15 protein-coding genes are annotated in these 21,122 nt (G+C 46.4%); 8 read left to right on the forward strand and 7 right to left on the reverse strand.

Annotated elements, in window-relative coordinates; translation table 11 throughout:
* Nucleotides 1-17: 17 nt before the first annotated feature.
* Nucleotides 18-1,442: an ATP-dependent RNA helicase DbpA gene (gene dbpA / locus ACN0TF_RS03650; RefSeq protein WP_417440788.1), complete on the forward strand. Its 1,425-nt coding sequence runs from the start codon at nt 18-20 to the stop codon at nt 1,440-1,442.
* Between the two features lie 97 nt (nt 1,443-1,539).
* Here dbpA and katG read toward each other — a convergent pair whose 3' ends face one another.
* Entirely contained in the window at nt 1,540-3,795 is a 2,256-nt protein-coding gene (gene katG / locus ACN0TF_RS03655) for a catalase/peroxidase HPI (RefSeq protein WP_417440789.1), read from the reverse strand.
* Between the two features lie 234 nt (nt 3,796-4,029).
* Between katG and ACN0TF_RS03660 the strand changes: the two genes are divergently transcribed.
* From ACN0TF_RS03660 to ACN0TF_RS03690, 7 genes are all read left to right on the forward strand, one after another.
* Nucleotides 4,030-6,846, forward strand: a complete 2,817-nt coding sequence (locus tag ACN0TF_RS03660) for a TonB-dependent receptor domain-containing protein (protein WP_417440790.1) — start codon at nt 4,030-4,032, stop codon at nt 6,844-6,846.
* Between the two features lie 8 nt (nt 6,847-6,854).
* Nucleotides 6,855-8,024 carry a M14 family metallopeptidase gene (locus tag ACN0TF_RS03665; RefSeq protein WP_417440791.1) on the forward strand — a complete coding sequence of 390 codons (1,170 nt, stop codon included), beginning with the start codon at nt 6,855-6,857 and terminating at the stop codon, nt 8,022-8,024.
* Nucleotides 8,025-8,128: 104 nt separating this feature from the next.
* Nucleotides 8,129-8,737 carry an outer membrane protein gene (locus ACN0TF_RS03670; protein WP_034821143.1) on the forward strand — a complete coding sequence of 203 codons (609 nt, stop codon included), beginning with the start codon at nt 8,129-8,131 and terminating at the stop codon, nt 8,735-8,737.
* 292 nt (nt 8,738-9,029) lie between these two features.
* Nucleotides 9,030-10,652, forward strand: coding sequence for a BCCT family transporter (locus tag ACN0TF_RS03675; protein WP_417441109.1), 1,623 nt, complete (start codon nt 9,030-9,032; stop codon nt 10,650-10,652).
* Between the two features lie 71 nt (nt 10,653-10,723).
* Nucleotides 10,724-12,577 carry a DUF294 nucleotidyltransferase-like domain-containing protein gene (locus tag ACN0TF_RS03680; protein WP_417440792.1) on the forward strand — a complete coding sequence of 618 codons (1,854 nt, stop codon included), beginning with the start codon at nt 10,724-10,726 and terminating at the stop codon, nt 12,575-12,577.
* Between the two features lie 3 nt (nt 12,578-12,580).
* Nucleotides 12,581-13,327: a 3'-5' exonuclease gene (locus tag ACN0TF_RS03685; RefSeq protein WP_417440793.1), complete on the forward strand. Its 747-nt coding sequence runs from the start codon at nt 12,581-12,583 to the stop codon at nt 13,325-13,327.
* Nucleotides 13,328-13,467: 140 nt separating this feature from the next.
* A complete protein-coding gene (locus ACN0TF_RS03690) occupies nt 13,468-14,082 on the forward strand; it encodes a hypothetical protein (protein ID WP_417440794.1) in 615 nt (204 codons plus the stop codon).
* A gap of 16 nt (nt 14,083-14,098) precedes the next feature.
* Here the strand turns inward: ACN0TF_RS03690 and ACN0TF_RS03695 are convergent, their stop codons facing one another.
* From ACN0TF_RS03695 to ACN0TF_RS03720, 6 genes are all read right to left on the reverse strand, one after another.
* The gene (locus tag ACN0TF_RS03695; protein WP_011234669.1) at nt 14,099-14,353 is read right to left on the reverse strand and encodes a hypothetical protein; all 255 of its coding nucleotides are present in this window, start codon (nt 14,351-14,353) and stop codon (nt 14,099-14,101) included.
* Nucleotides 14,354-15,529, reverse strand: a complete 1,176-nt coding sequence (gene prpF / locus ACN0TF_RS03700; protein WP_417440795.1) for a 2-methylaconitate cis-trans isomerase PrpF — start codon at nt 15,527-15,529, stop codon at nt 14,354-14,356.
* Between the two features lie 14 nt (nt 15,530-15,543).
* Nucleotides 15,544-18,138, reverse strand: coding sequence for a Fe/S-dependent 2-methylisocitrate dehydratase AcnD (gene acnD / locus ACN0TF_RS03705; protein WP_417440796.1), 2,595 nt, complete (start codon nt 18,136-18,138; stop codon nt 15,544-15,546).
* Nucleotides 18,139-18,221: 83 nt separating this feature from the next.
* Entirely contained in the window at nt 18,222-19,346 is a 1,125-nt protein-coding gene (prpC, locus tag ACN0TF_RS03710; protein ID WP_317497051.1) for a bifunctional 2-methylcitrate synthase/citrate synthase, read from the reverse strand.
* 99 nt (nt 19,347-19,445) lie between these two features.
* Nucleotides 19,446-20,324 (reverse strand): methylisocitrate lyase, encoded by an 879-nt coding sequence (gene prpB, locus ACN0TF_RS03715; protein WP_417440797.1) that lies wholly within the window; start codon nt 20,322-20,324, stop codon nt 19,446-19,448.
* Complete coding sequence (locus tag ACN0TF_RS03720; protein WP_417440798.1) at nt 20,321-21,010, reverse strand: GntR family transcriptional regulator; 690 nt, start codon at nt 21,008-21,010, stop codon at nt 20,321-20,323. Before ACN0TF_RS03720 ends, prpB begins: the two co-directional genes overlap by 4 nt.
* Nucleotides 21,011-21,122: the final 112 nt, after the last annotated feature.

The raw sequence follows: 21,122 nt of genomic DNA on the forward strand, positions 1-21,122 counted from the left end.
AGAAAGTGGCCCCTTTAATGCCTATAAATACGCCTGAACATATCTCGGATAACACTTCTGAGACTTCACCTGAACTCCTTCACTTTAATCAACTGAACCTGCCGCCAGCGTTACTGACACGGCTTGATGAAATTGGTTACCAACAAATGACACCGGTGCAGTCCTTAAGCTTACCGGTCATTTTAAACAACACCGATGCCGTTGTTCGCGCGGATACCGGCTCCGGAAAAACCACCGCTTTTGCGCTGACTTTGCTGGCAAAGCTGGAGGCAAAAAGCTTTTCGCCACAGGCGTTGGTATTGTGCCCTACTCGTGAACTCGCCCATCAGGTTGCTGACGAGGTTCGTAAGCTGGCTAAATCAATGCTTAATATAAAAATACTGACCCTGTGCGGTGGCGAGCCATCTCGTATTCAGACCAACTCGCTTGAGCATGGCGCTCATGTATTGGTTGGCACACCCGGGCGGGTACTTGATCATCTTGAGCAGCGCAATGTTGATTTGTCCATGTTGAAGACTCTGGTTCTTGATGAAGCCGACCGAATGTTAGAAATGGGATTTCAGGACAGCCTGAACGCCATCGTCAAACACATTCCAAAAACACGACAGACACTATTATTCAGTGCCACCTACCCTAAAAATATCGCCGCATTAGCAGAACAGGTGACAACTAAGGCAAGAAATATTGAGGCCATTCAAGAGCAGGCAAAGCCACAAATCGAACAGCTCTTTTATGCCATGAATAATGAAGACAGTGCACAGCTGGTAATGAATTTACTGGGCGATCATCAACCCGAAAACTGTCTGGTTTTCTGCAACACCAAGAACGAAGTAAAAGACATTTTTAACACACTTCGGGCCAATAAATTCAGCGTATTGGCTCTGCATGGTGAGCTTGAGCAAAAAGATCGCGATCAGGCGATTATACAATTTAGTAATGGCAGTGCTCGCGTACTCATTGCAACCGATGTCGCTTCCCGCGGCTTAGATATCGCCGAACTTCATTTAGTGATTAGCGTTAATATGGCTCATGATTTAGACACCCATACCCACCGCATAGGTCGTACTGGCCGCGCAGGTAAAAAAGGCGTCGCAATAACCTTAATTGCCGAAAAAGATGATTATAAAATGCGCTTGCTTGAGGATACTTTTGCCGAACCCATTCAAGTACAGCCTGCGCCAGCGCTATCTAACAACACACCGTTGAAAGCTAATATGTCGACCATACAAGTCAGTGGCGGGAAAAAGGACAAGTTGAGACCGGGTGACATTGTTGGCGCCCTAACGAAGGATAACGTTTTAAGTGCTGACGACATTGGAAAAATAAAGCTGGAAAGTATCTTTGGTTTTGTTGCCGTAAACTCCCGTTTGGCTAAGCACGCTTTAGGGCTTATCAATAATAATAAAATAAAAGGTAAGAAGTTTCGGGCAAAAGTACTTTAATTCGCGGTGCCTCAGCCTGCTCTCTTAAATGACAATGTAAAAAGCGGTGATACTCTCTTGGTTCTGAAGAGAATACCACCGCTCACACGCTTAACTATTATTTCAGATCAAAGCGGTCTAACTGCATGACTTTCGTCCATGCCTGAACAAAATCATTAACAAACTTCTGGTCTGCATCACTCATTGCATACACTTCTGCAACAGCACGCAATTCAGAGTTTGAACCGAAAATCAGATCAACCGTCGTAGCAGTATATTTCTGTTCTCCAGTTTTACGATCAAAGCCTTCGTATATCGCTTCGTTGTCCGATGACTTTTTCCATTCGTTATCCATGCTTAGCAGGTTAACGAAAAAGTCATTATTCAACGTGCCCGGCTGGTCTGTAAAAACACCATGGTCACTATCGTTATAATTAGCGTCCAGCGAACGTAAGCCACCCACTAATACCGTCATTTCCGGTACCGTTAAAGTTAGCTGGTCAGCTTTATCGACCATATGCTGAGCTGGTGACACACGGTTGCCTTCAGCATAGTAGTTGCGGAATGCGTCAGCTTTAGGCTCAAGGAACGAGAACGAGTTAACGTCCGTCATTTCCTGAGAGGCATCAGTACGACCCGGCTCAAAAGGTACCGTCACATCGTAACCGGCATCTTTTGCTGCTTTCTCGACAGCGGCAGCCCCGCCTAAAACGATAACATCAGCCAAAGACACGTACTTGTCGCCGGACAGCTCATCATTAAAGTCTTCCTGAACGCCTTTCAGCGTATCCAGCACTTTCTTAAGCTCAGCCGGGTTGTTCGCTTCCCAGTTCATCTGAGGCTCTAATGCAATACGAGCGCCGTTAGCACCGCCACGCATGTCAGTACCACGGAAGCTTGATGCTGAAGCCCAGGCCGTACGAACTAACTGAGGCACGCTAAGGCCTGAGTCCAGAATAGCAACCTTGAGCTGTTCAACGTCATTGCCGTTAATCAATTCAAAATCGACTTCAGGAATTGGATCCTGCCACAGAAGATCTTCCTGCGGAGCCATATCACCAAGATAACGCTGTTTAGGGCCCATATCGCGGTGAGTCAATTTGAACCAGGCTTTTGCAAATGCCAGTTCAAACTCTTTAGGATCTTCATGGAAGCGTTTAGCAATTTTACGATACTCAGGGTCTTCTTTCAGCGAAAGATCCGTCGTGAACATAATAGGTGCGTGACGCTTACCTTCAACGTGGGCATCAGGAACTAAATTAGACGCCTGACCGTCAACAGGGATCCACTGAATAGCACCGGCTGGACTCTTAGTCTGTTCCCACTCAAAACCAAACAGGTTATCCAGATACTGAGTTGTCCAGGCTGTCGGGTTCACTGACCACGCCCCCTCTAAACCACTGGTAATGGTATCTTCGGCGTTACCTTTACCGCATTTATTTTTCCAGCCCAGACCTTGCTCTTCAACACCTGCAGCAGCCGGTTCAGCGCCTAAACATTCTTCTGGCTTGTGCGCACCATGTGCCTTACCAAAGGTATGTCCACCCGCAATCAGAGCAACAGTTTCTTCGTCGTTCATTGCCATGCGGCCAAAGGTGTCACGAATGTCTTTCGCGGCCAATAAAGGATCAGGCTTGCCGTTAGGTCCCTCAGGGTTAACGTAAATCAGACCCATCTGAACAGCGGCCAGAGGGTTTTCAAGTTCACGATCACCAGAGTAGCGCTCGTCACCCTTTAACCATTCTTTCTCAGGGCCCCAATAAACAATATCAGGTTCCCATGCATCTTCACGTCCGCCGGCAAAACCAAAGGTTTCAAAACCCATAGACTCAAGCGCAACGTTACCGGTTAGCACCATCAAATCAGCCCATGAGATATCTCTGCCGTACTTTTGCTTAACCGGCCACAACAGTCGACGCGCTTTATCCAGACTGACGTTATCCGGCCAGCTATTTAGTGGCTCAAAACGTTGTTGAGCGCCAGCTGCACCGCCGCGGCCATCCTGAACCCGGTAGGTTCCGGCACCGTGCCAGGCCATACGAATAAAGAATGGACCATAATGACCGTAGTCGGCTGGCCACCAGTCCTGATCCGATGTCATCAGCTCTTCAATGTCTTTTTTAACCTGCTCAAGGTCAAGCTGACTGAAGGCTTCAGCATAATCAAAATCGTCGCCGTATGGGTCTGATTCAGGACTATGTTGACGCAATGGCTCTAAATTGAGCTTATTTGGCCACCAGAAATCGTTCGACTTAGGCTCTGGAGAATTCACCTCATAAGATGAGTTTTCCTGAGCACTTGCAACACCCGTTCCGGCTGAAAACGATATCGCAATCGCTACAGCAGAAAGTAAAGGTACTGTTTTCTTAAACATGATTAATTACCCTTTTCGTTAGACACAATAAGTGCGTCAGTAATATAAAACAAACGCAGTGTTTTAGGGGGCTCAGATAGGCTCGAAAAATAGATTGCCATAATCGGATTGTCAGTCTTGACTCAAAATTTTCAGTCATCAATATGTTAAGAATGTTTAAAAATTGAGGTAAAAATAACGATCTGGGTATATACCTACAACTAAGTTAATTGTTAACACAGTGTAGGTTTTATCATGAATAAACACAGAAAAAGCTACTTATCACTCTGTACTCTTGCCGCTTTAAGTTCATTTACTCTCCCCCTTCAGGCACTTGCCATGCAGCAAGATCGCAGTGAAGATGATGAAGAGGCAATGGAAAAAATTACTGTGGTAGGCAGTAATATTCGGGGGGCGCAGGCTGCCGGACGACTCCCGGTGACTATCCTCGATTCAGATGACATCATTAATACAGGCGCTGTTACTGGAGATGAACTGCTTCGCTCTATTCCTCAAGTGGGCGATATCAGTTTTAACAACGAGCGATCTATTGGTGGTGTTAATGATGCACGTGGCGATGTCGCTTCCATTAACTTGCGAGGCATAGGCACAGGTAATACCTTAACTCTGCTGAACGGTCGTCGTCTGGTTTTGCACCCGGGAACCCAGACCGAGAACTTTGTTCCTGTTACCACGGTAAACTCGAACACCCTTCCGGTAACCGGTTTAAGACGACTTGAAGTACTTCGTGATGGTGCCTCAGCACTTTATGGAACCGATGCCGTAGCTGGTGTCGTTAACTATGTTCTGAAAAAAGAAGTCACTCAAACTCAGTTAAACCTGAGCGCCGGCAACGCTGAAGGAACTTCAATGCAACAGTACCTTGCCAGCGGTTCAACCGGCGTATTTTTTAACGACAATAAAAGCCATTTAAGTCTGTCTTTCGCTTATTACACCCGTGATGAAATCGGCGCCAATGAGCGCTCATATTCAGCCAGCGAAGACCGTCGTTTTAACGACAGAATACCAGAGGCTTTTGTTGGTGATACCCAATTAGACAACCGTTCGTTATCCAGCCCCTGGGCAATATACGATGGTGAAAATATTGGCCGTTTCCATATTCGCCCGGAATCTATGGGTGATTGCTTTCAAACTTTGTCTGATGGAGTCTGTGCTGCCGAAGGTTCCATTCCCAGAGATATGCGTTACGACTCAGCTCAGGATCAGAGCATGACCTCGGCAATAGACCGGGTAAACCTATTTGCTTATTACACACATTCTCTTGCGCCTAACTTAGAGCTTTTTGGCGAGGCCTTGTACTACGAGGCGCTATCTAAGCGTCGTCGCGAACAAAATGCCAATCTTACTGCGCAGCGCTTCACCATTAGCGAGGATGCCGCTTACAACCCATTTGGCGAAACCGTAACATTACGCAACATACGGCCAATGGATGTCGGCCCAAGAAGAATAGAAGTTGAAGACTCCAGTTACCGTCTACTGGGAGGCATAAAAGGTTATTCAAAACAGTGGGAATGGGAATCCGCCCTACTCTATTCCAGAGCTGACACGCTGGATACAGGCTATAACCGCATCCGCGTAAGTGCGCTGCAACAGGCGATTAACTCAACCAATATTGAAGAAGCTTATAACCCATTTATTGGCGGTAATCCGGACAACGTAAATAACGGAACATCTGTCTATAACTCAGCCGCTGTTATAGCCGGACTGACTGAAGACATAACCCGGGACAGCACCAGTGAGCTGGCCCAATGGGATTTCAAACTATCCAACCCGGCATTGGCAAACTGGTATGCAGGCGACATTGGTCTTGCCGCGGGGGTTGAGTATCGTTACGAAGCCTACGCCGATGACCGACATTATTTGCTAGATGGCTCTACCCCTTTCTACGATCAAGTCACTGGCGAACTGATGACTAACTCCGATGTTTTAGGAAGCAGCTTTACACCTGACTCAGAAGGCAGTCGCAATGTTTTTTCCGCTTATACTGAGCTCCTGGTACCGCTGCACCAAACCATTGATATGCAACTGGCGCTTCGTTACGAAAGATTCAGTGACGTCGGCAGCGTAACCAAGCCGAAAGTCGCCCTGAGCTGGTTACCGGTTGACTGGCTGCAATTAAGAGCATCGTACTCCGGCGGTTTCCGCGCACCTAACTTACCTCAGGTGGTTGAGGAAAGTGTTTCCCGGACCAATTCCAGAACCGATCCTGTTATTGATGATCGTTACAGCATAACCGAGATCAGAGGCGGCAATAGCAAACTCACACCAGAAGACGACGAAATTTATAACGTTGGTTTTGCCGTTACCCCTTTTGAAAACTTTCTTATTACTGTTGACCGCTGGACAATTGAGCAGGAAAACGTAGTCGGAATTTTAAACAGCCAAACCCACTTACTTTATGATTCACTGCTACGCTCACAAGGCAGCTCAAATCCTGCCGTTATACGTAACGATGATCTGGAGGTTGTTTACGTAAATAATCAGTACGACAACCTTGAAGTTCGTGAAATTTCCGGTACCGATATCAGTATTAATTATGAAGTTAACAGTGAAGCCCTTGGTTTATTCAACTTTTCGATCAACGCAGCTCACTTGCGTAAATTTATGCAAACCCCGGACCCTATAAGTGCCATTGTTCTGGAAGCTCAGGAAAATGGTAACCCCGCTGTCCCTATTGACATTCCGGTGGTTGGCGCAGGTGATTTACGGCAAATGGACGGGAACCCTAAATGGCGTTCGTTTGCTCGTCTAGACTGGGATCTCGGGAACTGGGGCGCTGGTATACGAGTCAACTATGTTGATGACTTTTACGAAACTAGCGTAACAACGTCTGATGGAGAAATGATGCCAATTGATAGCTGGATCACAACCGATATCTATCTCGACTACTACTTTAGTCAGGAGTCACTCGACGGCTTAAGTCTGCGAATAGGTGCCCGCAATCTGGCTGATAAAAAACCGCCCATTGCAGATGAAAGCTTCGGTTACTTTTCCGATGTTCACTCAAACCGTGGACGTTATACATACGCAACTTTGTCGTGGGCATTTTAGGAGTATAAATGCTCACACTAGCTAATGTTGCGTTATTAAGCCAGTTAGCACTTCAGCAGCCTGAAGAAACGGATAAAAAACCGAAGGACTGCTCCTTTGAACGGATCGAGTTCACTATTAATTTTGCTGTTGGACGCCTGAACCACTGTGAGAAGACAGGTGATAATCAATACAGGCTCTTTCTTGAACCTGAACGGGAGAAGATAAACCCCAGCCCCTGGTATGCTTTTGCGGTAAAAAATAAGACTGAAACAAGTCAAACGGTCGATATCACTTTGGTCGCCAGTGAAGGGGTTTCGCGATATAAACCCAAACGTAGCGAAGGCGATGATATTTGGCACGCAATTCCATTTTCTGAGGGCGACGGCACGCTTCAATTTGAATTAACCCTTTCAGGCCAAACCAAAGAATATATTGCCGGACAAGAAATTATTGATAATGTTCATTATATTGAGTGGCTCAGTAGTCTTATTAAAGAGCCGCAACAGACCGAAGTTATTTCTCTTGGTGTCTCCAGTGAAGGACGTAACCTGGCAGCTCTGGAGCATAGAGTTGAGTCCAGCGATAAATGGATAATTTTAATTGGCCGTCAACACCCTCCCGAAGTTACCGGCGCGTTAGCACTACTACATTTTGGTGAGTTGCTGTTTAGCGACGAGCCTTACGTCGTTAAATTTCGGCAAAAGTACAACATTCTATTGGTACCCAATATGAATCCGGATGGGGTCTACCATGGTAACTGGCGCTTAACCGCGGCAGGCATCGATATGAACAGAGACTGGAAAAATCTGACCCTACCGGAAACTCAGGCCATGGCTAATTATCTTAAAAAGCTGGTTAAAGACGGCGGGGAAATTGAATTTGCAATTGACTTCCATTCTACCCGAAAAAATGTCTTTTACACCATGCCTGAAGACTACGAACCCCGCAGTGGCGTTCCTTTGAGAAACCCTCAAAGAGTCTACAACTGGATTGAGGAAATTGAAGAACTTGTCGGTTCAGTAGAACTTGATTATCAGCCCGGAGCTCATCCTGAAAGTGGTGTTTTTAAGCAGTTCATCGCTGATGAATTTGCCGCTCACGCCGTGACCTATGAAGTAAGTGACAACGAAAAGCGCAATAACATTAAAAAAGTTGCGGAAGCCGCTCTGATCTCTTTAATTAACCGCTTAGATTAAAGGTTTCGTAAAGGGCATTGCTGACTGCCAAGGGTGTAGCTAGCTTTAAATAGAGATAACCGCTTGGTTACTTTTGAATAGCTACTCTCAACTAAGGAAGAATTATGAAGAAAACATTAATTGCAATTGCATTGATTGGAACTTCAACTAGCGCCTTTGCCGACTCTCCTAACTGGGATAAAATTCAGGCGTCCTACATAGAAACCGATATTGAAACACCTATTGACGACGATATTACAATGGATGGTTATGCCGTAGCAGGCTCGCTTTCACTAACTGACTCAATTTTTGTGTTGGCCAATTTCGACTCCGTTGGTGACGAATCGGATTTCGGTGACGTTGATTTAGACTCACTTAACGCAGGTATCGGCTTTAATCACGGTATCACAGAGTCGACCGATGTCTTCGCTACGGTTACTTACGAAAAACTTGAACTTGTTGGCTCAGTAGACGACCTTGGTTCAGAATCTTTCGATGAATCAGGATACGGAGCAGGCGTTGGCATTCGTTCAATGATCACCGACTTTTTTGAGCTATCGGTAAAAGCTGATTATCTGGACATTGATGACGAAAATGGTATTCGTTATGACGCTTCAGCTTTCTTTCACTTAACCAGTAACCTCTCTCTTGGTGTTGGTTATAAACTCTACGATTTAGATGAAATCGATCAGGACGTCGATACTGTCGCCGCAACAGTCCGGTACAGCTTCTAACTCTCAGTCTAAATGCTTAAACGCTGGCGTGCCAACTTCTATAGAGACACGCCAGCACACCACTCCAATATTTTTAATTTTTCTAATTCATTATTTTTACTGCAAAAAACCGATCTAACTTTAAGAAACCTCCGTAGCTCTCTATACTCTATTAGTAAATTTAGAATAAACGCTTAAATTTAAAGCGTAAGAGTACCTATTTTTATACAGGGGAGAGCAAATGAATAAAAAAGAAGAGGAAGTGCTCCGCGGGGACAAAGATCTCGAGCGCGAGCGCAAAGCTGACGACCCAATGATTCCTGACGGTGAAGTCAATCCAATCGATACGGATTACCAAGTAGGACAAGATAACGTTGTTATGAAAGTAGGACCTTTTGGTCTGGATTTCCATAACCGCGTATTCGCTATCTCCGGACTTGCGATCGTCGCCTTTGTGGTTATTACTTTAATGTTCCAGAATCAGGCGGAGCCGGTATTCACAAGTACAAAAAATTGGTTAACCGCTAATTTGGACTGGTTCTTTATTGGTGCAGCTAATATTTTTGTACTTCTGTGTTTATTTTTAATCTTTTCACCACTGGGTAGAGTGCGTTTAGGTGGTACTGAGGCAAGCCCTGATTTTTCCTATCTTGGCTGGTTTTCAATGCTGTTTGCCGCAGGCATGGGTATTGGACTCATGTTTTACGGTGTCTCTGAGCCGATTACTCATTTTAGTGCTGCATTTGGTGGAACTGAGTTTAACGCAGATGGTATTCGTACCGACTCAGCACCTCTTGGCGGCGCCGGCGGTGACCAGGCTGCTGCAATAAAATTAGGCATGGCTGCAACCATTTTCCACTGGGCTCTGCACCCTTGGGCTATTTACGCCGTTCTTGCTTTAGGTTTAGCCTTATTTTCTTTCAACAAAGGCTTACCCTTAACAATACGCTCTATTTTTTACCCAATTCTGGGCGAACGCGTATGGGGCTGGCCAGGACATATCATTGATATTATCGCAATACTGGCAACCTTGTTCGGTCTTGCAACATCACTTGGACTGGGTGCTTCTCAGGCGGCAGCAGGACTAAACTTTCTATTCGGCTGGGCTGAAGGTGATACCACCGATGTGCTGCTGGTTATGGGGATAACCGCTATCGCATTAATTTCAGTTCTTGCAGGCCTGGAAAAAGGTGTGCAGCGACTATCGCAAGTGAATATGTCACTGGCGGCTATTCTTATGCTGTTTGTCATTATTGTCGGCCCGACGGTAGCTATTTTCACCGGTTTCGCGGAAAATCTTTACAATTACATTGTTAACCTCCCAGCCCTGTCAAATCCGGTTGGACGTGAAGACCTGGGTTACTCTCAAGGCTGGACATCGTTTTACTGGGCATGGTGGATTGCATGGTCACCTTTTGTAGGCATGTTTATTGCCCGGGTATCAAGAGGCCGTACCGTACGTGAATTCTTAATTTCGGTACTATTGATACCTTCTCTGGCCTGCGTATTCTGGATGACAGTATTCGGTACCGCTGCAATAGAGCAATTCGTTGCGGGAGCCGAACAAATAGCCAGTGAAAAGCTTTCACTCAAACTGTTTATTATGCTGGGAGGCTTGCCCTGGACAGAAGTAACATCGTTTGTGGGTATTATTCTGGTTATGGTATTTTTCATTACCTCGTCTGATTCAGGCTCGCTGGTTATCGATACCATAAGCGCTGGCGGTAAAGTTGAAGCACCGGTACCTCAGCGTATATTCTGGTGTACGTTTGAAGGGTTAGTCGCAATTGCGCTGATACTTGGCGGTGGTCTCGTTGCCCTGCAGGCAATGTCCTTATCTTTAGGCTTACCGTTTACCATAGTTTTATTGGCTTCCTGTTTTGCAGTCGTTCAGGGATTGCGTTCCGAACCAAGAGTTGGTAAACCTGCGAAGTAGCGATTCGCGTAAGTTATTTACCCATTTAAAAGCGGCGCTTTAGCGCCGCTTTTGCTATAACAGGTGCAATTATGGAAGCCGAACATCTGGAAATTCTGAATTTTTTACGTCGTTTCCCCCCCTTCAACGAGTTGCCTGAAGAAGAACTTGTTGAGCTTGCCAAAAATACTGCAATCAGCTACTTCAAAGCGGGTTCGCAAGTTCTTGAATATAACGAGTCAATTTCTGATTTATACGTCATTAGGAACGGTTCAGTAGAAACCTACAACCGTAACGGCGACCTGTTTAATCGTTTAAGCGAAGGTGGTTTTTTTGGTGAAGCGGGTTTACTGCGTAAAGGCAAGGTTCGTTACCCTGTCAAAGCATTAGAAGATACGCTTATCTATTTTATTCCCGGCAGTTTGTTTAATCGCCTGTTTGATGAATACGACAGCTTTGCCGACGCAGTGGAAGTTGAAGGACACCGGCGCGTAAATCAGGCGGTAAAAGAGCAGGAAAACCGCAATGAATCGCTTTCAGCGACCGTTGATACAATCATTACGCGCGAGCCAGTTTCTATTGATTTGAACGCCAGTATTCACGATGCTGCCGCAAAAATGACAGATGAAAAAGTATCATCATTACTTATTATCGATGAAACACAGCATCTTCCTGTGGGTATTATAACGGACAAAGACCTACGCAAGCGTGTTCTGGCGGTAAACCGGTCCAGTACCCACCCCGTTTCTTCTATAATGACCGAGAACCTGACATTTGTTCAGCATAATAACCGCGTGTTCGAAGCTTTGTTGATAATGATGCGAACCAACCTTCACCATTTGCCGGTACTGAAAAAAGGTCAGGTTGTAGGCGTCATAGCTTTATCGGATGTGGCACAGCATGAGTCAAAAAGTACTCTGTTTATTGTCAGTGGTATTTTTAAGCAAAACTCTATTGAAGAGCTAACCGAACTTGCTGAAAGTGTCCGCGCCAGCTTTGTGCGCATGGTTAACGAAGATGCGAACTCGCGAATGATAGGTTCCGCAATGGCTACCATTGGTCGTTCGTTCAAACAGCGACTTTTAGAACTTGGCGAAGAGAAATTCGGACCACCACCGGTGCCCTACTGTTTCCTGGCTTTGGGTTCAATGGCACGTGACGAGCAAAGTATTGTCACGGATCAGGACAACGCTATGGTTTTACACGACGATTTTGATCCCAAACAGCACGATGCCTACTTTAAAGAGTTAGCGGGCTTTGTGGCCGACGGCTTAAATGCCTGCGGCTATACCTATTGTACGGGCGGCATTATGGCCACCACCGATGCCTGGCGACAACCGTTAAAAGTGTGGAAAAACTACTTTACCGACTGGATTGAAAACCCGTCACCAGAAAAGCTGCTGCACTCCTCCATATTTTTCGATTTGGACGGTGTCTGGGGGCAACAAAAATTCGCCGATGAGCTCAATTCACTGATACGAAAAAAAGCCAAAGGCAATAAACGGTTTTTAGGCTCTATGGCACGTAACGCGCTAAACCGCACCCCCCCTCTGGGCTTTTTTAAAGACTTTGTCATGGAAAAGGATGGCAAACACCGTGACAGCATCAATACCAAGCGCCGCGGCACCGGCCCTGTTGCAGACTTGATCCGTGTTCATGCTCTGGCCATTGGCTCATCACAGCGCAACTCCTTTACTCGTCTTGAAGACATTATTGATTCACAAATTTTGCCACAAGGTCGCGGACCAGATTTACGTGATGCCCTGGAACTGATTTCTATGGTGAGAATTCGACATCAGGCATTAGCCATTTCGGCTGGTGAAGTGCCTGACAATAACGTTGCTCCTGAAGACTTATCTCATTTTGAGCGTAAAAACTTAAAAGACGCCTTTCAAATTCTAAGTAACGCCCAAAAATATTTGCGTTACCGTTACTCGGGAGGCTAAACAATGCTTTATCTTGCCCCGGAAAACAAACAAAAGCAAAAGCCCAGAAAATCGAAGAATATTAACTGGCCCAAACAATTTGAGACCTTAGAGCAGCTCAGCCATTCTCAGGCGCTTAAAAGGTATTACAGTCAGGGCATCAGTTCGCCGGATACGCCCATTAATAAAACGCCTATGGTTGCCGTCGACTTTGAAACAACAGGGATGGATCCTGAACAGCATGGCATAGTCAGCATCGCTGCAATTCCTATGACCACAGAGCGAATCTTATTTTCAGAAGCAAAAAGCTGGGTAGTTAAGCCACGACGCAGTCTTACTGATGAATCTGTCGTTATACACGGCATTACTCATAGCGAAATTGAACACGCACCCGATTTAGAAAGTATTATTGATGAACTACTGGAGCTTGTCGCCGGAAAAGTCTGGGTTGTCCATTACCATGGCATTGAGCGCCCTTTCCTGCAAAGAGGGATTAAAGAACGCCTGCATGAAAACATCCAGTTTCCGCTTATTGATACGATGGAAATTGAAGCTCGATTCCACCGTAAACCATTATCCTTCTGGCAAAAACTGCGTGGTAAAAAACCGGAGTCTATTCGTCTGGCGGACAGTCGTACCCGCTATAACCTGCCCTTTTATCCTCCGCATAATGCATTAACTGACGCACTGGCATGTGCGGAACTTTTGCAGGCTCAGATAGCTCATCACTTTGAGCCAGATACCCCACTTGGTGAGATTTGGCTGCCTTGATCTACTCGTTGGGCACTGAATACGTGTCAAGTTAAGTAAAATGTCTGGACTCTGGAGCTAATTAATATCACCCTTGCTCTCTTAGTCTCAAAAAAACCGCATCGGAAATTGGTTTTATAAAAAGCAAAAAGGTAATAACAATGAAAATCAGGCTTTCCATTCTTACTTTACTTTTAGGAACAGCATTATCTCATACATCGATCGCTCAGGATCAAGTTATTAAACCGGCTCCCAGGGTTTCAACTCAGGCTCAGGCTGAATTTTTTGCTGCTATAAACAAGCTTTGCGGTAATTCTTATGCAGGCGAGGTAACAGTCGATACACCAAAGTCAGAAGGGTTCGAAGGTGACTTAGTGATGCACGTTCGTAAATGTGGTGAGCAACGAATCGAAATCCCTTTTCATGTTGGAGACAACCACTCGCGCACCTGGATACTAACGCAAACAGGCTCAGGTATTAGCCTAAAACACGATCACCGTAAGCCTGACGGCAACTATGACCCGTTAACTATGTATGGCGGACACACAACAGACAAAGGTTATGCAACCGCACAATCCTTTCCTGTTGATGCCTATTCTAAAGAGTTATTTATTGAACTTGGCGTCCCGCAATCAAATACCAACACCTGGGAAATGTACATTCACGACGAAACCTTTACTTATCGTTTAGTTAGAGAAGGTCGCGAGTTTCGGGTGGACTTTGACCTAACGGAGCCGGTTGAAACACCAGCTACTCCATGGGGATACGCAGACTAAGGTTTACCGAATAGAACTAATTAATATCGCTCCAGTGCGTATTTTTATTACTTTTTTCTTCCTTTTCCATTAGCACCAGAGTGAGATAAATTTTGGTGGGCAGCGACAGAATAACGCCAACGGCATTCATCGCTGCCCCCAAAATATAACCACGAAAATCAATATCATCGTTGCCAATAGTCACAGCCAGCACAACATGACCTAATAAAATTAGAGTAATGCCGGTGATCATGGCAATTTTGAGTAACTTGACTTGCGTGGCTTTTTCCACTTAAAGAACGTCCCCCGGAATACGTACCTGCCCTTCCATTAACACTCGGGCACTGCGACTCATAATGGCTTTAACGGCTGTCCATTGACCATTCACCTGTTTACATTCAGCGCCTACTTGCAAGGTACCTGAAGGATGGCCGAAATTCACCATAGTACGGTCTTTACCGCCCGCGGCTAAATTAACGGTTGTACCTGGAATAGCGGCAGCAGTGCCGATAGCAACAGCAGCAGTGCCCATCATGGCGTGATGCAATTTTCCCATCGACATCGCCCTTACCAGCAAGTCAATGTCGTTGGCCTTAATGACCTTGCCACTGGATGCGGTGTAGTCTTTTGGCGTTGCCACAAAAGCCACTTTTGGGGTGTGCTGACGGTTAGCCGCTTCGGCAATATCATCAATCAAGCCCATCTTCACCGCGCCATAGGCACGTATGGTTTCAAAGCGCTCCAGAGCTTCCGGACTACCGTTAATGACTTCCTGCAACTCAGTACCGTCGTATCCAATTTCCTCCGCATTGAGGAAAATGGTCGGGATGCCCGCATTAATCATCGTGGCTTTTAATGTACCAATGCCAGGAACCTCTAAATCATCGATTAAGTTACCGGTCGGAAACATGGATTCACCGTCGGCAGACGGGTCCATAAACTCCACCGGCACTTCAGCCGCCGGAAAGGTCACACCATCCAGAATAAAGTCACCGGTTTCCTGCACTTCACCATTAACCATGGGCACCTTATTGACTATGGTCTTTCCAATATTGGCCTGCCAGATACGGACTTCGCACACACCGTTATCAGGAATACGTTCAGCATCGACAAGACCGTTAGCAATAGCAAAAGGCCCTACGGCTGAGGATAAATTGCCACAGTTCCCGCTCCAGTCAACAAAAGGTTTATCAATAGACACCTGACCGAACAGATAGTCTACGTCATGGCCTGGTTGTTCGCTTTTAGAGACGATAACCGTTTTGCTGGTGCTGGAGGTAGCACCTCCCATGCCGTCGGTGTGCTTGGCATAAGGATCCGGGCTGCCTATTACGCGCATCAATATAGCGTCACGCACAGCTCCCGGCTGCTGCGCCGGTTCGGGTAAGTCCTGCAGGCGAAAGAACACGCCTTTTGAGGTCCCGCCACGCATATAGGTGGCGGGAATTTTAATTTGTGGTTTATGCATCGTTTTAGAACTCCTTAGCTTGCTTCTGCTTCTAAAAAGTCCTGAGCAAAACGTTGCAGTACACCACCAGCTTCATAAATCGACACTTCTTCTTTGGTGTCTAAGCGGCACTGCACCGGCACTTCTTCACTGTCACCATTGGCACGATGAATAACCAATGTCAGTCTTGCACCCGCTTCAGGCGTACCTTTCATATCAAAGGTTTCAGTGCCGTCAATATTTAGCGTTTTACGGGTTGTGCCCTCTTCAAACTGCAGCGGCAATACGCCCATACCAATCAGGTTGGTACGGTGGATGCGCTCAAAGCCTTCGGCCACAATGACTTCAACACCCGCTAAACGCACACCTTTTGCAGCCCAGTCGCGAGACGAGCCCTGACCATAGTCAGCACCAGCCACAATAATCAGCGGCTGCTTGTTCTCCATATAGTGCTCAATAGCTTCCCACATGCGCACGGTTTTACCTTCAGGTTCAATGCGTGCCAGCGAGCCCTGAATGACTTTACCGTCTTCGCCTTTCACCATTTCATTAAACAGCTTCGGGTTGGCAAAAGTTGCGCGTTGCGCCGTTAAATGGTCACCACGGTGCGTTGCGTAAGAGTTAAAGTCCTCTTCCGGCACGCCCATTTTCGCCAGGTATTCACCCGCGGCACTGTCAGCCATAATGGCATTTGACGGTGACAAATGGTCAGTGGTGATATTGTCACCCAGCACGGCTAACGGGCGCATGCCCTTCATGGTACGTTCTGCAGCTAATGCGCCTTCCCAATATGGCGGACGACGAATATAAGTGGTTTGTGGGCGCCAGTCGTACAACGGGTTATTCTTCTCACCATAATCAACCGACAGATCAAACATCGGGTCATAAACCTTACGGAATTGCTCAGGTTTAACGCTCTGTTTCACAATGGCATCAATCTCTTCATCGCTTGGCCAAATGTCTTTCAGCGTTACCGGGTTACCGTCCGGGTCAATGCCCAATACATCTTTCTCAATATCAAAGCGAATGGTTCCCGCTATGGCGTAAGCTACGACCAATGGCGGCGAAGCCAGGAACGCCTGCTTAGCATAGGGGTGGATACGCCCGTCAAAGTTACGGTTACCAGACAATACCGCCGTAGAGAATAAATCACGGTCAATAATTTCCTGCTGTATTTTAGGATCCAACGAACCACTCATGCCGTTACAGGTGGTACAGGCAAAGGCGACTACGCCAAAACCTAAATCTTCCAGTTCAGGCAAAAGTTCAGCTTCTTCCAGATACATTTTGACCGTTTTTGACCCCGGAGCCAGCGATGATTTGACCCAAGGCTTACGAGTTAAGCCAAGTTTATTGGCGTTGCGGGCAATTAAGCCGGCCGCAATCATGTTGCGTGGGTTACTGGTATTAGTACAGCTGGTAATAGCCGCAATAATCACAGCTCCGTCAGGCATTTTGCCCTCTTCCGGGTTCTCAATGTGCTTCGCAACACCACGCTCAGACAGTTCCGATGCCGGTAACAACGAATGCGGATTCGATGGCCCGGCCAGGTTACGCTTGACTTTCGATAAATCGAACTTAAGTACTCGGCCATATTCGGCAGACTTTAAGCTGTCGGCCCACAATCCGGTTTCTTTGGCAAAATGCTCAACCAATTCTACCTGGTCATCGTCACGACCGGTCAGTTTCAGGTAATCAATAGTTTGATCATCAATATAGAACATGGCCGCAGTCGCGCCGTATTCCGGTGTCATATTTGAAATGGTTGCACGGTCACCTACCGTTAAGGCTTCTGCACCTTCACCGTAAAACTCCAGATACGCCCCAACGACACGCTCTTTACGCAAGAACTCAGTCATTTCCAACACTAAATCCGTACTGGTAATACCCGGTTGCAGCTTACCGCTCAGCTCAACGCCAATAATGTCAGGCAAGCGCATATAAGATGCACGCCCCAACATAACGCTTTCTGCTTCGAGGCCGCCAACACCCACAGAGATAACACCTAAGGCATCAACCATGGGTGTATGGCTATCAGTACCCACACAGGTGTCTACAAAAGCGACGTTGTCGCGAACCTGCACAACCGGCGACATTTTCTCCAGATTGATCTGGTGCATAATGCCGTTGCCGGGAGGAATCACATCAACGTTTTTAAACGCCGTTTTGGTCCAGTTAATAAAGTGAAAACGGTCGTCGTTACGACGGTCTTCAATAGCCCGGTTTTTTTCAAAAGCGTCTTTATCAAAACCTGCATGCTCAACGGCCAGTGAATGATCAACAATCAACTGGGTTGGCACCACAGGGTTCACTTTGGCGGGGTCCCCACCTTTTTCAGCAATGGCGTCACGCAATCCGGCTAAATCCACTAAGGCTGTCTGACCTAAAATATCATGACAGACAACGCGTGCCGGAAACCATGGGAAATCGTGTTCTTTTTTGCGGTAAATCAACTGTTCTAACGATTGCGTCAGAATATCCGCCGGGCAACGACGGACTAAGTTTTCAGCTAATACACGGGAAGTATAAGGCAGGCGCGCATAGGCACCCGGTTCAATCGCATCTACCGCGGCTTGAGTATCAAAGTACTCGAGCGTAGTACCAGCGAGTTTTTTACGGTATGAAGTCATGAGTTACCACTTATCGTCATCGTTAAACGAAAAAAGGAGCAGTAGATGACTGCTCCTGTACTATTTATCAGTCGAAGAACAGATTAACGCTCTTCTAAAGCCGGAACTTTACGCGGCTCTGGTCCAGTATAATCAGCACTTGGACGGATAATACGGTTGTTTGCACGCTGCTCTTTCACATGAGCGGTCCAGCCGGTCACGCGTGACATGACAAAGATTGGCGTAAACAGTTTAGTTGGAATACCCATGTAGTGATAAGCCGATGCATGGAAGAAGTCCGCATTCGGGAACAGTTTCTTCTCGTCCCACATAACTTTTTCACAACGCACTGAAACATCGTACAAGCGGCTATCGCCTACTTCTTCAGATAGTTTCTTAGACCAGGCTTTAATCACGTCGTTACGCGGATCAAAATCACGGTAAATGGCATGACCAAAGCCCATGATTTTCTCTTTGCGTTCCAGCATGCCTTTCAGCTTCTGTTCAGCGTCATCAGCATCTTTCATGCCTTCAATCAGCTCCATTGCCGCTTCGTTTGCACCACCATGAAGTGGGCCGCGTAATGAACCAATGGCACCGGTCACACAAGAGTGAATATCTGACAAGGTTGAAGCACAAACACGAGCCGTAAAGGTTGACGCATTAAACTCATGCTCTGCGTACAGAATTAACGAGGTGTTCATTACTGCTGCATGCAGCTCTGAAGGCGCTTTGTCGTGCAAAAGACGCAGGAAGTGTGCACCAATAGACTCTTCTTCAGAATCGGTATCAATACGAACACCGTCGTGAGTAAAGCGGTACCAGTACAGTACAATACCTGGGAAAGTCGCCAGCAAACGTTCGATGTGATCATCTGCCTCATCAAAGCTTTCTTCCGTTTCCAGGTTACCCAGCATAGAACAACCGGTACGCATAACATCCATTGGATGCGCTGATTTTGGAATACGCTCAAGTACGTCTTTAACTTCCTGAGGTAAAGTACGCAGTGACTTCAAACGCTTTTTGTAATCTGTTAGCTGTTGCTTATTCGGCAACTCACCTTTAGCTAAAAGATAAGCCACTTCTTCAAAACTAACTTTTTCCGCCAGTTCAGAAATGTCATAGCCACGGTAGGTTAAACCTGAGCCGCTTTTACCAACAGTACATAGTGCCGTTTCGCCGGCTGATTGTCCGCGCAAACCTGCGCCACTTAGTTTCTTCTCTGCCATAGTGTTGTTCCCTTCTTAATTTTTGTATTTGATATCTGCCATCGCTCGTAGCCTGACGCTTACGTCAGGAACGATATCTCACCTGACATAAATGTCAGGCTACTTTTTAAATAACTGGTCTAACTTTTCTTCAAAATCGTGATAATTCAAAAAGTCATACAACTCTGCGCGAGTCTGCATGTCATCAATGACGGCTTTCTGATCGCCGTTCTCTAAAATACTATTGTAGACGCTAAGTGCGGCTTTGTTCATTGCCCGGAAAGCACTTAAAGGGTAAAGAACAATTTCCACCCCAACGTCAGCTAATTCCTGTTTATTAAACAATGGCGTAGCGCCAAATTCAGTGATATTGGCCAGAACCGGCACATTCAGAGCTTCGGTGAAGGCTTTATATTGATCCAGCGTATGAACAGCTTCTGCAAAAATGGCATCAGCGCCGGCATCCACACAAGCCTGTGCACGTTCAATAGCGGCTTCCAGCCCCTGCTGTTGCAATGCGTCGGTACGCGCCATAATCAGGAACTGGTCGTCAATACGCGCATCTACGGCTGCTTTCACTCGGTCAACCATCTCTTCCTGCGTAACGATTTCTTTATTGGGACGGTGTCCGCAGCGTTTTTGAGCCACCTGGTCTTCAATGTGCATTCCGGCAGCACCGGCACGTGTCATTTCTTTAACCGTACGGGAAATATTAAATGCTCCGCCCCAACCAGTGTCAGCATCAACTAACAGAGGCAGATCGGTTGCAGCAGTAATACGGCGAATGTCTTCACAAACATCATTTAACGACGTCATGCCTAAGTCAGGCAAACCGAAAGACGCATTTGCCACGCCAGCGCCAGACAGGTATAGCGCTTTGTGCCCAACCTTTTCTGCCATCATTGCTGTGTAGGCGTTAATGGTGCCAACAATCTGTAAAGGATTTTCGTCGGCAATAGCTTGGCGCAACTTAGCACCCGGGCTTGTCATATGAGTCATGATGTTTCCTTTTCTGTTTGTAACCGTAATTCAATGTTTTTACGAGACGCGCCAATATGACGGCGCATTAGCAGATCGGCCAATTCACCATCGCGATTAGCAATAGCGTTAATAATGGCTTTATGTTCATCGAAGGCGCGCGAAACTCTCGGACCATTCATACCCATCTGCACTCGATACATACGGACAAGATAGTAGAGTTCGTCGCAAAGCATATTAATTAAATACTGATTTTTACTGCCGAGTATAATGCGATAATGGAAGTCGAGATCGCCGGCTTCCTGATAGTAACTTTCACCTTCACGAACCCGCTGAGTTTCCAGATGCTTATCTAAAAGCTGTCTTAACTCGTCTATTTCATTGTCGGGCATTTGCTCTGCCGCTAAACGGCAAGCCAGGCCTTCAAGCTCTTCCCGAATTTGATATAACGAAATTAATCCTTCCAGAGACAAGGTAACCACTCTGGCACCAGCGTTCGGTATTCGTTCAATAAGATGGCAGCGCTCGAGTCGAGCCAAAGCCTCACGTAACGGCGCTCTGCTGACATTGAACCGCCGGGCAAGCTCCGGTTCGCTAATTTTGCAACCCGCCGCAATATCACCTTCAACAATAGCCCGTTGTATTTCAAACAGAACTCTGTCTGACGAGGTAATGGCTGAACGTTCGAAAGGACTGATTATTTGCATTGATTGTCGACAGTAATTTTTGATTGCTCCATTTTCTATGAAAAAAACTCTACTTGCAAGATTGAAATCAAAAGATTGTCGACAATCTAAATTAAATTGTGTTTATCTCCAA

Source organism: Idiomarina sp., from assembly GCF_048265525.1.
GTDB lineage: Bacteria > Pseudomonadota > Gammaproteobacteria > Enterobacterales > Alteromonadaceae > Idiomarina.

Bases quoted from the DNA above. Each gene is read 5' to 3' on its own strand.
- dbpA (WP_417440788.1), top strand. From the start codon at position 18: ATGCCTATAAATACGCCTGAACATATCTCGGATAACACTTCTGAGACT.
- katG (WP_417440789.1), bottom strand. From the start codon at position 3,795: ATGTTTAAGAAAACAGTACCTTTACTTTCTGCTGTAGCGATTGCGATA.
- ACN0TF_RS03660 (WP_417440790.1), top strand. From the start codon at position 4,030: ATGAATAAACACAGAAAAAGCTACTTATCACTCTGTACTCTTGCCGCT.
- ACN0TF_RS03665 (WP_417440791.1), top strand. From the start codon at position 6,855: ATGCTCACACTAGCTAATGTTGCGTTATTAAGCCAGTTAGCACTTCAG.
- ACN0TF_RS03670 (WP_034821143.1), top strand. From the start codon at position 8,129: ATGAAGAAAACATTAATTGCAATTGCATTGATTGGAACTTCAACTAGC.
- ACN0TF_RS03675 (WP_417441109.1), top strand. From the start codon at position 9,030: ATGATTCCTGACGGTGAAGTCAATCCAATCGATACGGATTACCAAGTA.
- ACN0TF_RS03680 (WP_417440792.1), top strand. From the start codon at position 10,724: ATGGAAGCCGAACATCTGGAAATTCTGAATTTTTTACGTCGTTTCCCC.
- ACN0TF_RS03685 (WP_417440793.1), top strand. From the start codon at position 12,581: ATGCTTTATCTTGCCCCGGAAAACAAACAAAAGCAAAAGCCCAGAAAA.
- ACN0TF_RS03690 (WP_417440794.1), top strand. From the start codon at position 13,468: ATGAAAATCAGGCTTTCCATTCTTACTTTACTTTTAGGAACAGCATTA.
- prpF (WP_417440795.1), bottom strand. From the start codon at position 15,529: ATGCATAAACCACAAATTAAAATTCCCGCCACCTATATGCGTGGCGGG.
- acnD (WP_417440796.1), bottom strand. From the start codon at position 18,138: ATGACTTCATACCGTAAAAAACTCGCTGGTACTACGCTCGAGTACTTT.
- prpC (WP_317497051.1), bottom strand. From the start codon at position 19,346: ATGGCAGAGAAGAAACTAAGTGGCGCAGGTTTGCGCGGACAATCAGCC.
- prpB (WP_417440797.1), bottom strand. From the start codon at position 20,324: ATGACTCATATGACAAGCCCGGGTGCTAAGTTGCGCCAAGCTATTGCC.
- ACN0TF_RS03720 (WP_417440798.1), bottom strand. From the start codon at position 21,010: ATGCAAATAATCAGTCCTTTCGAACGTTCAGCCATTACCTCGTCAGAC.